Consider the following 15,044-nt stretch of genomic DNA (forward strand, 5'->3'; position numbering starts at 1 on the left):
AAATTTTTGATATGATGGAAACAGAGGAAAATAATACAAAAAATATAAAGGGGTTTTAACGTGAGATTTAAAAAAAGTATAACCACTTCAATTGCTGCCGTATTACTTGCTTCTGGAGCTACTTTTACACAAGCAGAGGATATTGCATTTACTGATGTAAAAGAAAGTGATTGGTTCTATCCATCCGTACAAAAACTTGTTCAATTTAACATTATTAATGGATATGAAGATAATTCTTTTAAACCAAAAGAAAATATTAACCGCGCTCAAGCAGCTGCTATAATTGCAAGAGCACTTCAATTAGATTTAACAAGTGTAACGAATCCTGGCTTTACAGATGTATCTGAAAATTATATACACTATAGAGCTATTGCCAAATTGACAGAGCTTGGCGTATTTACCAAAGGTGAAAAATTTAATCCAAATGAAAACTTAACACGCGCTCAAATGGCGAAAATTTTAGTTGTTGCTTTTAATTTAAATGCAGCTCAATTAAAATCATTTGAAGATGTGCCTGCTGATGACTGGAGCTACACATACATCGGTACACTTGGCGGCTTAAATATTACAACAAATGATGGTCAATTTAATCCGAAAGATCCAGTTGGACGTGCACATTTAGCTGCATTTATCGAACGTATTATTAATCTTAAACGTAGCGATAACACTGCTGACATTTGGGATACATGGAAAGGATGGGGTGGTGAAGTAAATCCAGAAACTCCTGCCGAAAATCCAAATACAACTCCTGATAAAACAGATGATAAAGACAAAGAAGATGTTGTTAATTATGTCGAGCTTGATGATGACGAAATAGAAGCATTAATTGATAAGTTAGACGACGCAATGGATGCGATCGATGAAGATATGGATGCCTTAGATAAAGTAATCGAAGACTACAAGGAAATTCTAGGTGATAGAAAGTCTGATGAGGATGACTATTCTAGAGGTGAAGATAAAGTAGAAGATGCACAGGATGACTTGGAAGATTCAATTTCAAAAGCTCAATCAGAACTTAATAAAATCCCTAACGTGAAAGACAATAAAGTACTAGATTCGAAATCTAAACTTGAAAAGTTAGTGAAACAAGCAAAAGAGAAAGTTGAAGATGCTAAAAATGTAATAGTGGATATTGAAGACCTTAAAGACGATTTAATTGACTATAAAGAGGACTTAGATAAGTTAGTAAAAGAAGCTGATGCTGCTATTGATAAAGAAGATAAAGATGATATGGAAGATGTCTATGATGAATTAGACGAATTAATAAAAGAAGCAAAAGAAGTATTTTCAAAATATGAAGCAAATCCAATCAAGGTAATTGAAGATGAAGCAGATGATTTTGAACGTTCACTAGATAAAGCGAAAGATATTTTAGAGGAATTAAGTGAAGAATTAGGTAATCTAGAAGGAGATTATAAAGAGGACATCGAAGAAATGATTGATGATTTAGAAGAATCTTCTCGTCTATTGGATGAAGCGGTTGATGACAAAGATAAAGAAGATATTGCATACTTCCAAAAAAGATTACAAAAATTAATCGACGAAGCTGAAGATTTATATGATGATGTTGATGATCTAAAAAGTGAAAAATTAGAAGATGATTTAGAGGATTTAGAAAAAGCAATTGAAGATGCTGAAGAAGTTCTTGATGATTCGAAATAATCATTGCTTCTAACTTATTTGCTCTAAAAATTAAAAGAAATAGAAAGCCCTTCAAACGAATTGTAAGGTTTGAAGGGCTTTTAGTTTATTCTAAATTAATTAAAAATTTAATCACTATTGATCTTACTCTTCATATATCATTTTCTTCGTCATCCCGCCATCAACCGTTAAATTAATTCCGGTAACAAAGTCATTACGATCATCTGTTAAGTAGAAGCATGCACGTACGATGTCGCTCGGTTTGCCAACGCGTCTTGAAAAATGCTGTTCATGATCAATCGGACGTAAAGCATCATAGTCCTTTGTTTCTATCCAACCAGGTGAAATACAATTTACGCGGATATTGTCTGGACCGAGTGATGAGGCTAAAGCATGTGTTAGAGCAACAATTCCACCCTTTGTTGCCGCATAGGACTCTGTATGTGGTTCTGACATAAACGCTCGGGTTGATGCCATCGAAACAATTGCCCCGCCCTTTTCGTTTAATCTCATAAACTTTGCAGCTTCTCTTGAGCACATAAAAACGCTTCGTAAATTTGTGTGTATCACATCGTCCCATAAATCCATCGTTATATCGTAAGGGGAAATTGGGCGGAAAATTCCAGCGTTATTAATTAAAATATCAATTTTTCCATATTGGTGAATGGCACTTTTCATTAATGACACGACATCATTTTCTTTTCGCACATCAGTCTGCACAAAAATGGAAGAATAACCTTCACTAACAATTTCTGAACATACTGCCCGTCCTAACTCATCATTTAAATCAGCTAATACAACTTTTGCGCCTTCTTTTGCATATCCTACTGCAACCGCTTTTCCAATTCCTTGAGCAGCACCTGTAACAATAACTACCTTGTTTTGAAACATAAGAAACCTCCTTAAACTTCCATCGACAATTTAGTGATGTTTAATATAATAGAAAAATTCATATGTAGAATTGTTATCTGTATAACAATAATAACAAAGGATAGAAAAACAGACATTTCATCTGTTTCTCTATCCATCTTTTTATTAGCTCCAACTATTTATGAAATTCGAAAATTGCAAGAGATTTTATTATCTTTCGTCGTGTGGACCAACATGTAGTGGTGGTGGCACTAACCAACCTTTACTTTTGTTTAGACGTAAAAATTTTGCTCCAAGCTGTGCTTTTGCCATATGGAATTGTCCATACATATAAGCAATATCTTCACGAGTACATAACCCCATAGCTGTACTGCAAGCAACTAATCCTTTAGCAAGGTTCCCTGCTATCATAGCACTGATTTCTGGGTCATTATATCTAGCGCCGACTGGTATATCTTCAAGTCGTGCATTTGGACGTTCAGGAGGTGCTGGCGGTAGTCCAACACCATTTAATTTTAATATTTCTTTTAATTGTTTATTTTCTTCTTCCATTCCAACAATAGATTCCTCAACAAGCTTTGCTAATTCACGATCTCCCGTATGATTGTACAGCGTTTGATATGCTGCAATCATTCCGTTATTTGATAAAATATTAGTCCAAATTGTAAAAATTTCGCCATAGTGTAACGGTTCATCTTTTGGGTTTCTGCTCATTACTCCCATTTGTTGCACTCCTTAATATTGTTATTTTATTACTAGGACTAGAATGGACAAGAATAAAAATATTATTCATTAGCAAATAATTGTAACAAGAATTTAACAATATCTATTAAAAAAGGATCTATCATCCCGATCGATAGGTATTTCATATGATGATTTCAACCCTAAGCAACTAAGTCTCTTTGCTGTGTTTTTTCGCTTATTCTCATTCGATTAAAAATAAGAAAGGAGGGTAAATACTTTGAGCAACAATTATATTTTTTGAATTGTGTTGTTCAGAAATTCAATAAAAGGTAAAATAACATCAAATGAAGAGGTATTATTCATTGTGACATCCGGGAGTGAGACGTTTGAAAAGAAAACAGAAAAAATTAACAACATTTAATAATGTCGTACTATTTCCTGGGGTAGTTGAAAAATTAGTTGAGCAGGCACATGAATATGTGGAGAATTATCAATATGATTTAGCGAATCAAAAATTTGAGGAAGCCTTGAAATACAGTGAAGGCGATGAGTTAACACTTAGTGTTTATGCGTATTCTTTGTATGAAGCAAAATCATTTGAAAAAGCAAAAGACGTTTGTGAACAACTTTTAAGTATAGGGCCTTCGATGTATCTTGAAGTTATGGAATTATATTTAACTATTTGTATGCAATTAAAGCAGTATAAACAAGTAGAAAGTATTATAAGTTCCTTATTAGAAGAAGGGGCTATTCCGCAAGATCAAATCGAAAAGTTTGAAAGACTTAAAGATATAAACGCAAACATTGCTGGAAACATGGAAAAGCAAGAGGAATTAGAAAATCATACGATTGAAGTTAATCTTGAAACATTTTCACTTGATTATTTCATGACTCTTTCTCCAAATAAACAGCTTAATGAGGTACATGAGCTAACATCAAGAAATATTCGACCGATTGTTCCCCAATTAAAAATGATTATTGAGAATGAGACGACACATCCATTTATAAAAAGCATTATACTTATTTTACTTGTGGAGCAGGAAGTCGATATAAAGATTACGATTAGCAAATTTGGAGAGGAAATGAATATCAATCCATCCACTTTATCTCTACCAACAAAAATGCCTCAGTTCAATCATATATCGAAGATTGTAATGGATAAATTAGATAAAGATCCTTCAACCTTAGAACTTGTTGAATATTTAGTTGCGAAGCATGCAATCGTCACATATCCATTTGAATGGTTGCATTATGATGCAGAGGATGTTGCTCTTAGTTATATAGATTTTGTTCGTACAATGTTTGGCAGTGTACATGAAATGGATTATGAAATTGTGGAGTTTTTGCAAAATCTTGAAAAGCTAACGGAACTACAATAAGTATGAAAAAAGTTGAAACTCATGCTAACTATGATATACTAAAATGGTTGTCAAAATCGTATAAACGAGTGGTTTGTCTAACAATTGTAAACTATTTTTGGAGGTAATATAATGTCAGCAAAATGGGAAAAACAAGAAGGAAATATCGGTACTCTAACAATTGAAGTGCCAGCTGAAGAAGTAAATAAAGCATTAGATAAAGCTTTTGCAAAAGTTGTAAAAGAAATTAATGTACCTGGTTTCCGTAAAGGTAAAATGCCACGTCAAATTTTTGAAAAACGTTTTGGTGTAGAAGCACTTTATCAAGATGCTTTAGAAATTCTTGTTCCTGATGCATATTCAAATGCTATCGATGAAACTGGTATCGTTCCAGTTGATTACCCTGAAATCGACGGTACTGAGTCTTTCACTAAAGGTGAAAGCTTCACATTCACTGCAAAAGTTACTGTAAAACCTGAACCGAAATTAGGCGAATACAAAGGCTTAGAAGTGAAAAAATTAGAAACTGAAGTAACTGACGAAGAAGTAGAAGCTCAAATTCAAGAGCAATTAAACCGCAAAGCTGAGTTAGAAGTTAAAGAAGACGAAGCAATCGTAGAAGGCGACACTGCTACAATCGATTTCGAAGGTTTCGTAGGTGACGAAGCATTCGAAGGTGGAAAAGGTGAAGACTATCCACTAGAAATCGGCTCTGGTTCATTTATTCCAGGATTTGAAGAGCAATTAGTAGGCTTAAAAGCTGGCGAATCTAAAGATGTAGTTGTAACATTCCCTGAAGAATACCATGCAGCAGAATTAGCTGGAAAAGAAGCTACTTTCAAAGTAACTGTTAAAGAAGTAAAAACAAAAGTTCTTCCAGAATTAAATGATGAATTCGTTAAAGAAATCGACCCAGAAGTTGATTCTGTAGAAGCTTTACGTGCAAAAATTAAAGAGCAAACTGCTGAACAAAAGAAATCAGAAGCAGAAAGTGCACTTCGCGATGAATTAGTAGAAAAAGCAGCTGAAAATGCTGAAATGGACATTCCAGAATCTATGATTCATAATGAAATTCACCGTATGATTGATGAATTTGGTCAACGTTTACAAATGCAAGGTATGTCTTTAGATCTTTACTACCAATTCTCTGGTCAAGACGAGCATGCTTTACATGAACAAATGCGTCCAGAAGCTGAAAACCGTGTACGTGTTTCATTAACTCTTGAAGCGATCGGTAAAGCTGAAAACATTTCTGTAACTGAAGAAGATATTAACGCAGAATTAGAAAAAATGGCTGCTCAGTTTGGTATGACAAATGAACAAATCATTACTGCATTAGGTGGATCAACTGAAATTCTTGAAAACGATATCCGCACTCAAAAAACAGTAGAATTTTTAGTTGACAACGCAAAAATTACTGAATAATTTTCAACTTTCTAGTAAAATGAAAATAACTAGGTAAATTGTTAAATGTTAGATAAATAATTAAATGTAAAACAAGGTACGGCGTTTTACCGTGCCTTGTTTTAACATACTAATACATATCAATAAAATGCTTATAATAAATCATATTGTGAGCTTAAACGAAACAACTTATTTGATAAAGATTGCAGAATCTTGTAAGATTGTTGCTTGAATAGGGGTGAAGCAAATTGTTCAAATTTAATGATGAAAAAGGCAATTTAAAGTGCTCATTCTGTGGGAAGCCACAAGAACAAGTACGAAAATTGGTAGCTGGACCTGGCGTATATATTTGTGATGAATGTATCGAACTATGTTCTGAAATTGTTGTTGAGGAATTAGGGATAGAAGAGGAAGTTGAATTTCAAGACATCCCAAAACCGAAAGAGATACTATCAATTTTAGACGAATATGTTATTGGACAAGAGCGCGCCAAGAAAGCCTTAGCTGTTGCTGTGTACAATCACTATAAACGTATTAATTCAAACAGTAAAATAGATGATGTTGAATTATCCAAATCAAATATCGTTTTAATTGGACCAACTGGTAGTGGGAAAACACTCCTTGCACAAACATTAGCCCGTATTTTAAATGTACCGTTTGCTATTGCAGATGCGACATCTCTTACAGAAGCTGGTTATGTTGGTGAAGATGTAGAAAATATCCTATTAAAATTGATCCAAGCAGCAGACTATGATATTGAACGTGCAGAAAAAGGAATTATTTATATCGATGAAATCGATAAGGTTGCTCGCAAATCAGAAAATCCTTCGATTACACGTGATGTATCTGGTGAAGGTGTACAACAGGCATTACTTAAAATTCTTGAAGGGACTGTAGCAAGCGTTCCCCCACAAGGTGGACGAAAGCACCCACATCAAGAATTTTTACAAATAGATACTACAAATATTCTATTTATCGTAGGTGGAGCGTTTGATGGTATTGAACAAATCATTAAGCGTCGCCAAGGCCGTAAAGTAATTGGATTCGGATCAGATTCAGTCAAAGAAGAAGAAAACGTATCACTGCTTTCTCAACTAATTCCAGAAGATTTACTAAAATTCGGTTTGATTCCAGAGTTCATTGGTCGTCTTCCAGTTTTAGCATCTTTAGAACAATTAGATGAAGAGGCGCTTGTAAGAATTTTAACTGAACCGAAAAATGCTTTAGTTAAGCAATACCAAAAAATGCTTGAGCTTGACAAGGTTGAATTAGATTTTGAAGAGGATGCATTAAAGGCAATTGCAAAAGAAGCAATTGAACGAAAAACAGGTGCACGCGGATTACGTTCTATTATTGAATCAACAATGCTGGATATGATGTATGAGCTTCCTTCACGTGAAGACATTGTAAAATGTGTTATTACGAAGGAAACAATTACTGATAAAGCTACACCAAAATTAATTCTTGCTGATGGTACAGAACTAAATAAAAATGACAAAAAAACTTCAGCATAATTAGCTTTAGTTCAGCGTTCAATGACAAGTAGAGAGCTGACTTCGAATTTGCGTTTTCACGCTTAGTCGTAAGTCAGCTCTTTATTCCAATAAAAAAATATTTAAATGCATACATATGAATTGTCTAATTCAAGCTTTTATTTACATAATAAGTAGTGGGGATAATAATCGAACTATTTTACTTATTTGAAAAAATTACTATGATTATGTAAGTGAAATGTTGCATTTTTATCACATACTAACAAAGCGGGTTGATACGGAAAATGTGGATGGAGGTGAATACCCGCATGAGTAAAACAAAAGAGAATATTCCATTACTGCCTTTACGTGGTTTATTAGTATACCCTTCAATGGTTTTACATATTGATGTCGGTAGAGCACGGTCAGTAGCAGCATTAGAACATGCAATGATGAATGAAAATCAGATCTTTTTAGCAACTCAAAAAGATTTGCGTGTAGAACAACCAAATCAAGATGAGCTTTATGATATTGGCACATTAGTAAATGTAAAACAAATGCTTAAATTACCGAATGGAACGTTACGCATTTTAGTTGAAGGAATTAGTCGTGCAAAAATCGTTAATTATGAAGAACGTAAAGACTTTACGATGGTAAATCTTGAAATTCACGAAGATGAAACAGAGAAGGATGTTGAAATTGAAGCGTTAATGCGTACTTTGATTAGTTATTTTGAAAAATACGCAAAATCTTCAAATAAAATCACTACTGAAACAATCGATTCTGTTGTTGATATTGAAGAACCAGGTCGTCTTGCGGATATAGTTGCTTCTCATTTGCCATTTAAAGTTGCTGATAAGCAAGAAGTCTTAAGTATGTTCAATGTAAAAAAACGGTTAGATCATTTAATTATCCGTCTTCATGATGAGCAAGAAGTGCTTAATCTTGAAAAGAAAATTAACTCTAAAGTTAAGCAAGCGATGGAGCGTACTCAAAAGGAATATTATTTACGTGAACAAATGAAGGCTATTCAAGCTGAGCTAGGCGACCGTGAAGGTAAAACCGGTGAAGTAGCGGATTTGCGTAAGCGTGTTGAAGAAGCAGGGATGCCTGAGTCTACAAAGAAGATTGCCATTAAAGAGCTTGACCGCTATGAAAAATTGCCTGCTGCAAGTGCTGAGAGCGGAGTAATTCGAAACTATATTGAATGGCTAATTACAATTCCTTGGACTAAAAGCACTACTGATAGATTAGATATTAATCACGCAGAAGAAATATTAAACCGTGATCATGATGGACTTGAAAAAGTTAAGGAACGAATTTTAGAATATCTTTCTGTACGACAGCTTAAGAATTCCGTTCGTGGACCGATTCTTTGCCTAGTAGGACCACCTGGGGTAGGGAAAACTTCATTGGCTCGTTCAGTTGCAGAAAGCTTAGACCGTAATTTTGTTCGCGTTTCCCTTGGAGGGGTTCGTGATGAATCCGAAATTCGTGGACACCGCCGTACGTATGTAGGTGCAATGCCAGGGAGAATTATTCAAGGTATGAAAAAGGCTGGTACAATTAACCCGGTGTTTTTACTCGATGAAATTGATAAAATGTCAAATGACTTCCGAGGAGATCCTTCTGCTGCGATGCTTGAAGTGTTAGATCCAGAGCAAAATAATACTTTTAGTGATCATTACATTGAAGAACCGTATGATTTATCAAAAGTAATGTTTATTGCTACAGCAAATGATCTAAGTACGATTCCAGGTCCACTTCTTGACCGTATGGAGGTTATCTCAATTCCTGGGTATACAGAAATTGAGAAAATGTTAATTACTAAAAATCACTTGATTCCTAAGCAAATTAAAGAAAACGGGTTAAAGAAATCTCAGCTTTTAATTAAGGATGAAGCGATTATTGACTTAGTTCGCTACTATACTCGTGAAGCAGGAGTGCGTAATTTACAACGTGAAATTGCATCTGTTTGTCGTAAAGCTGCTAAAATCATTGTTTCAGGTGAGAAAAAACGAGTTACTGTTAATTCTAAGGTATTAGAGGATATGCTTGGGAAACACCGTTACCATTACGGCCAAGCAGAAACGGAAAACCAAGTGGGCGTTGCTACTGGTTTAGCATATACAACGGTTGGTGGAGATACACTTCAAATCGAAGTATCCCTTACATCGGGCAACGGAAGGTTACTATTAACTGGTAAGCTTGGTGAAGTGATGAAAGAATCTGCACAAACAGCATTATCATTTGTAAGATCGTTATCAGAGAAGCTTCAAATTGATAATAATTATTTTGAGCAGCATGATATCCATATTCATGTACCTGAGGGAGCTGTACCAAAGGATGGCCCTTCAGCAGGTATTACAATGATGACCGCATTAGTTTCAGCAATCTCAAATAAGCCAATTAAACGAGAAATTGGGATGACTGGTGAAATTACATTGCGCGGTAGAGTACTGCCTATCGGTGGATTAAAAGAAAAATCATTAGGTGCGCATCGTGCTGGTTTAACAACGATCATTATTCCGAAAGATAATGAAAAAGATATTGATGATATTCCAGAAACTATTCGTGAGCAGCTTACGTTTAAACCGGTATCATCTGCAGAAGAGGTGCTGCAATTAGCACTTGTTGGAGGTTTTGATTAATGAAAGTCCATAACGTAGAAATGGTTATAAGCGCAGTCAAACCAGAACAATATCCAATCGATGGACTTCCTGAGTTTGCTTTAGCTGGTAGATCAAATGTAGGGAAATCATCGTTTATCAATCGAATGATTGGTCGAAAATCGATGGCTCGAATTTCATCTAAACCAGGAAAAACACAAACGTTAAACTTTTATAAAATTGAGGAACAATTATTTTTTGTTGATGTTCCTGGCTATGGTTATGCAAAAGTATCAAAAACAGACCGAGAAGCATGGGGAAAGATGATTGAACGATATATAACAGCACGTAAAGAGCTACGTGCTGTTGTACTAATTATTGATTTGCGTCATCCCCCTACAAACGATGATTGCATGATGTATGACTTTTTAAAATACTACAATATACCAACAATTATTATTGCTACAAAGGCTGATAAAATCCCTAAAGGAAAATGGGATAAGCATAAAAAAGTTGTAAAAGAAACGTTAAACATGGATAAAAGCGATCCAATAATTGTGTTTTCATCAGAATCAGGAATGGGAATGGAGCAAGCCTGGGATGAAATAGAGAAGCGGATGTAATCTTTTCTACATAGTTAACAATTAGGCTCGACACAATAAAAGAAAATACACGTAAAACACCGATTTCCTAACTTTATAGGATTCGGTGTTTTTATTTTAACTCTTATTACTGGGAGTTAATAACCATTTTAGGGAGTTAAAGTAAATATTAACTTAATAATGTCGATAAAGTAAATATATTCAGTTTTCATAGAGTAAATCAGATTTTAATAGGGAGAAGATGAAAATGCAGGTTAACTTGAATTACACAGGGGCGCAAAGTGCAATTGCATCTAAACACAGAAAAGAAATTGATGTATTCTCGATGGCAGGCCAAACTATTGAAGTTGAACGAAATGGACAAGCTGTTAAACTTACTTTTTCTGATGAACTAATAGACTTTTCAAGTAAACAGTTGCAGGTAAGTGATTTATACACCCATGAAATAGATGAAAATGACCCGTTTTCCTATAAACCAAATGACCAATGGCTAATTTTTAGTCAGTTTTTACATGATGAAGGTGTCTTTGATGGGAAGACTATAGAAGAAGTAAATTCAATTGAAAATACGTTGCAAAGCATTACGGATGGTCTAGATAGTTTAAGTCATGGAGGCATTAGCTTTTTTGGGCAAATAAAGGAGGAACTAGATTCACATGAAGCACAGCTTGAACTAGGTGCTTCTGTTGCAGCATTACAACTATTTTCCGAAAAATTTTTAACAGGTGAAACAAAAGAAAATTTCTATCGATTAATTGATCAGTATAAAGTGCACAATCAACCAATTGTTGCAAATCATCAGTCATTGCAGGAGAAGTTCTATGCTGTCAGAGCTAAGGTAAAAGGTTTAAATGCGAATTTAACCTCCGAACAGGCAAATGAACTAGCGATTACAAATGCTTATAGCAAACAACAACAACCTGTACAAGCAAAATTACAACAAGTTGAAAAATATCAGTCATTGTTTTCTTCAATTCAAGATCATAAAGATATTAATAAAACAGTAGAAGAAGCGAAATTAATGCTAACAGAATTTGCACTTCAAAATATAAGCAAAAAGGAAAAAGATAAAACGGAAAATTGGTTAGAAAATCGAACACAGGACACATTTTCAAGAATTCAAAACTACTTTATGAAGCTGATGTAAGTTTCATATATTGATAAGCTCCCCTTTTGGTAGACAGATGTTTACCTCAAGGAGAGCTTTTTGTTTGCCCTAATGATGTAATTTCGAAAGACGTGAACAAAACCATGCTTTTTTTATTATAAAATTAAATTAGATTGTAAAGAATTACAAATGATGTAACTGTGCTAACTCAATATAAAACATGTGCAAATTGTCCAGCGATTCTCCATATTAAAAAACTAAGGTGGAATGAAAAAATAATGTTAGAATGCGCAATAATTGGCGGCGGACCAGCAGGGTTGAACGCAGCACTTGTCTTAGGCAGAGCTAAAAGAAATGTGATTCTCTTTGATATTAATCAACCAAGAAATGCAGTAACACAGGAGTCGCACGGGTTCATTACTAGAGATGGGGTTACACCTAGAGAATTTAGAAACTTTGCTCATCAGGATATTCGTAATTACCCATCTGTGAAAATTAAAGAATTCAAAATTGTAAAAGTAAAAAAAGAAAGTAATTCTATATTTCAACTTGTTACTCATGAGGGAGAGGTATATTTAAGCAAAAAAGTCATTATTGCAATTGGTCTTAAAGAAAGATTGCCCAATGTAAAAGGGATTAGAAATTATTATGGAAAGAGTATTTTCAATTGTCCTTATTGTGATGGTTGGGAATTAAGAGAACAACCTTTGGTATTAATCTCTGAAAATAATCATGCTACACATATGGCGAAGGTCCTTTATCAATGGAGCAAGGATTTGGTTGTTTGTACAAATGGCAAAAAGGTAATATCCGATGCTGATGTGCAGTTGTTCAATGAGAAAGGTATTCGGATAAAACAGCAACAGATCATCAAATTGAGTGGGCAAGATGGCAAATTAAAAAAGGTGATTTTTGAGGACGGTACAGAAATTGACAGAGTAGGCGGTTTTGTTACACCAGATCTTGAACAACCGAATAATATTGCGCAAGAGTTAGGGTGTGAATTTAGCGAAAATGGCGGGATTATAATCGACAGTTTAGGCAGAACAAATGTAGAAGGTATATATGCTGCAGGAGATACAACATTGGCTGCTCCTACACAATTAGTCATCGCTGCTAGTGAAGGGAACCGTGCAGCAATGGGAGTAAATTACGATTTGACAATGGAGGAATTTAATTAAAAGATGAAGTTATTAAAAAGTAAATTTAAAAAAACTTAATTAGCAACCCTCGATGTTTATTTTACAAAAGTTAATTTTCCATTTAAATGAAAAGAGCAGAAGTGTCTTGCTCTTTTTTTATATGTAAATATTTTCTCACTCTTTCAATAAAAATAATCCACTTCTTAATCTATAATTCCCACTGATGATAGATTTACTTTATGGTATAATTTACATGTCAAAATAATGCCAAAAAAACCTTGATTTAGCTAAGATGTATCCGATAACTAGTATAGGGGGTGAAGTAGTAGTTTTAGCAATATTTCCAATGATTAATAGATAGGTTCATAGTTGATTTTTTCTACGGAAATATTTCGAAGTAGTTATCTTGGCAAATTGAACAAGTAAATGATTATCGTATCATCTATCTTACTTCACTAATTACTTTAAATTTATATAATACCAATGCTACAGGAGGAGAGCGATTTGGCAAAGAAACTGTCATACATAGTTTGCATGCTGCTGTTAGTTGTTTCAACGTTGTCATTACCTAAAGCAGCAGATGCGGCAACCATTATCAACGGGACATTTGTAGGCGTTGATTATACTGAAACCGTAGCGAAAGACGGTACAGTTGAAAGAAAATTAAGCAAAATAACTTTAGAAAATAGCTCTGGGAGAACAAGTACTTTTAACATTGATAATAGTGCAAAACTATATATCAACAATACGCTAACAACCATCGATGGATTTAAAGCGGGTATGAAAGTACAAGCGACGGTTAACTTGCGAAAAGTAAAGGAGCTTCGAGGTACTTCTGAAATAGAGCAAGGAGCTATTTCTCAAAATAGCAAGGAAAAAGCTGGAGTTGTAACAAAAATTGATCCAAATGGGATGTATATTAGTGTAAAGCTCGACGGCGGAGTTGAAACAACTTACTACATCAACCGCAATACGAATTTCATTAAAGGATCTTCAGCATCTAGGTTAAGTGAATTGTATGAAGGAGACCGAGTAAAGCTTAGATTTTCCAGCGCATCTACTTCTGTCGTTTCAGAGATTGAAATTATTGCCTCTGGTGTAGCAATTGAAAATTTATATAAAGGTTCAATCCAATTAGTCAATTTATCCGGTAATAAACTGACGGTGAAAAATGCGCAAAATTTTGAGAACTGGATGTTTGGTACATCTAATAACAGTAGTTTAACAACATATACTTTCACAAATAATACGGATATTTACGCTGGGAACAAAAAAATTTCTAAAAATGATCTTCGTCAATATCGGGACAGTGAAGTATACTTTGCAACCGTTGAACAGTTTGGGAACGAAGTTATTAAAAAGATTATAGTTCTTGAAAATTATGAACGTTCTTATTACGAGGATATGACGGCAGTTAACACATCATTTAACTTTATTAATTTAAAAACAACTGGCCGTATTTATTTCCATGAGGGGACAATTCTAGTTCGCAATGGCCGCTTAGTAGAGCCTTCGACATTAACAAATGCTGGTACTGCCTATGTTGTAACAGATGGAGTAACGAAGGATAATTATGCACATGTCATCAACATTACAAATGACAGTATGTCGTCGCCAAACTTAGTGAAAGATGGATTGTACTTCGCTGAACTATCATATGTAGATGGTTACTTGGCAGAGTTGCAAGATGTTGTACACCTTGATAACAACTATTGGAAATCTACTAATGATCTGACTCTTTCATTTAGTAATAGTACAAACGCAGAAGTAAATTATAATAACTCAACAATTCGCATTATCCCGAACATGGATTTAATTGCTTATGAAACTTACTATGGTTACTTCTATGTGCAGGATGGTCATATTCAAGCAATCCACTTATTGAAATCATCTACTAAAATGGCTAACCAAGTATTAACAGGGGTCATTGAAAATGTTAATGCATCAAGGGAAGAGATTGATGTGAAAAATGTAAGTCAATGGTTTAACGGTACATGGTTAGATTCAGGCTCTTTAAATAATGTTGAGCTAGAACAAACATTAATAATTAAAGATGGAAAAGTAATCGAACCTTCACAATTAAAACAATCAGACCGTGTTGTATTATTTACAAATAATTCATTTAATACGCATGTATTACTAGTGAACTAAATT

At 34.3% G+C, this 15,044-nt stretch carries 12 protein-coding genes; 9 read left to right on the top strand and 3 right to left on the bottom strand.

Annotated features, from left to right (window positions below):
* Positions 1-60 precede the first annotated feature (60 nt).
* Positions 61-1,662, top strand: a complete 1,602-nt coding sequence (locus EKG35_RS02100; protein WP_126292660.1) for an S-layer homology domain-containing protein — start codon at positions 61-63, stop codon at positions 1,660-1,662.
* Positions 1,663-1,785: 123 nt separating this feature from the next.
* Here EKG35_RS02100 and EKG35_RS02105 read toward each other — a convergent pair whose 3' ends face one another.
* Genes EKG35_RS02105 through EKG35_RS02110 form a run of 3 tightly spaced genes read right to left on the bottom strand, consistent with a single transcriptional unit; the run spans position 1,786 to position 3,234 of the window.
* The gene (locus EKG35_RS02105) at positions 1,786-2,532 is read right to left on the bottom strand and encodes a glucose 1-dehydrogenase (RefSeq protein WP_126292661.1); all 747 of its coding nucleotides are present in this window, start codon (positions 2,530-2,532) and stop codon (positions 1,786-1,788) included.
* 11 nt (positions 2,533-2,543) lie between these two features.
* Positions 2,544-2,669, bottom strand: a complete 126-nt coding sequence (locus EKG35_RS21395; RefSeq protein ID WP_281274578.1) for a hypothetical protein — start codon at positions 2,667-2,669, stop codon at positions 2,544-2,546.
* Positions 2,670-2,721: 52 nt separating this feature from the next.
* The gene (locus tag EKG35_RS02110) at positions 2,722-3,234 is read right to left on the bottom strand and encodes a DUF3231 family protein (protein WP_126292662.1); all 513 of its coding nucleotides are present in this window, start codon (positions 3,232-3,234) and stop codon (positions 2,722-2,724) included.
* Between the two features lie 338 nt (positions 3,235-3,572).
* Here EKG35_RS02110 and EKG35_RS02115 point away from each other — a divergent pair, with 338 nt between their 5' ends.
* From EKG35_RS02115 to EKG35_RS02150, 8 genes are all read left to right on the top strand, one after another.
* On the top strand, positions 3,573-4,574 hold the full coding sequence (locus EKG35_RS02115; RefSeq protein ID WP_246020132.1) for a tetratricopeptide repeat protein: 1,002 nt from the start codon (positions 3,573-3,575) through the stop codon (positions 4,572-4,574).
* A gap of 111 nt (positions 4,575-4,685) precedes the next feature.
* Complete coding sequence (gene tig, locus EKG35_RS02120) at positions 4,686-5,978, top strand: trigger factor (RefSeq protein ID WP_126292664.1); 1,293 nt, start codon at positions 4,686-4,688, stop codon at positions 5,976-5,978.
* A 227-nt stretch (positions 5,979-6,205) separates the two neighbouring features.
* On the top strand, positions 6,206-7,471 hold the full coding sequence (gene clpX, locus EKG35_RS02125; RefSeq protein ID WP_126292665.1) for an ATP-dependent protease ATP-binding subunit ClpX: 1,266 nt from the start codon (positions 6,206-6,208) through the stop codon (positions 7,469-7,471).
* Positions 7,472-7,758: 287 nt separating this feature from the next.
* Positions 7,759-10,080, top strand: coding sequence for an endopeptidase La (gene lon / locus EKG35_RS02130; protein ID WP_126292666.1), 2,322 nt, complete (start codon positions 7,759-7,761; stop codon positions 10,078-10,080).
* The gene (yihA, locus tag EKG35_RS02135; protein ID WP_126292667.1) at positions 10,080-10,661 is read left to right on the top strand and encodes a ribosome biogenesis GTP-binding protein YihA/YsxC; all 582 of its coding nucleotides are present in this window, start codon (positions 10,080-10,082) and stop codon (positions 10,659-10,661) included. The genes lon and yihA overlap by 1 nt, the downstream gene beginning before the upstream one ends.
* 226 nt (positions 10,662-10,887) lie before the next feature.
* Entirely contained in the window at positions 10,888-11,787 is a 900-nt protein-coding gene (locus EKG35_RS02140) for a hypothetical protein (protein ID WP_126292668.1), read from the top strand.
* Between the two features lie 236 nt (positions 11,788-12,023).
* The gene (locus EKG35_RS02145; RefSeq protein WP_126292733.1) at positions 12,024-12,929 is read left to right on the top strand and encodes an NAD(P)/FAD-dependent oxidoreductase; all 906 of its coding nucleotides are present in this window, start codon (positions 12,024-12,026) and stop codon (positions 12,927-12,929) included.
* A 465-nt stretch (positions 12,930-13,394) separates the two neighbouring features.
* A complete protein-coding gene (locus EKG35_RS02150; RefSeq protein ID WP_246020133.1) occupies positions 13,395-15,041 on the top strand; it encodes a hypothetical protein in 1,647 nt (548 codons plus the stop codon).
* Positions 15,042-15,044 lie beyond the last annotated feature (3 nt).

The sequence above is a fragment of the Lysinibacillus telephonicus genome, from assembly GCF_003966145.1.
GTDB classification, from domain to species: Bacteria; Bacillota; Bacilli; order Bacillales_A; family Planococcaceae; genus Ureibacillus; species Ureibacillus telephonicus.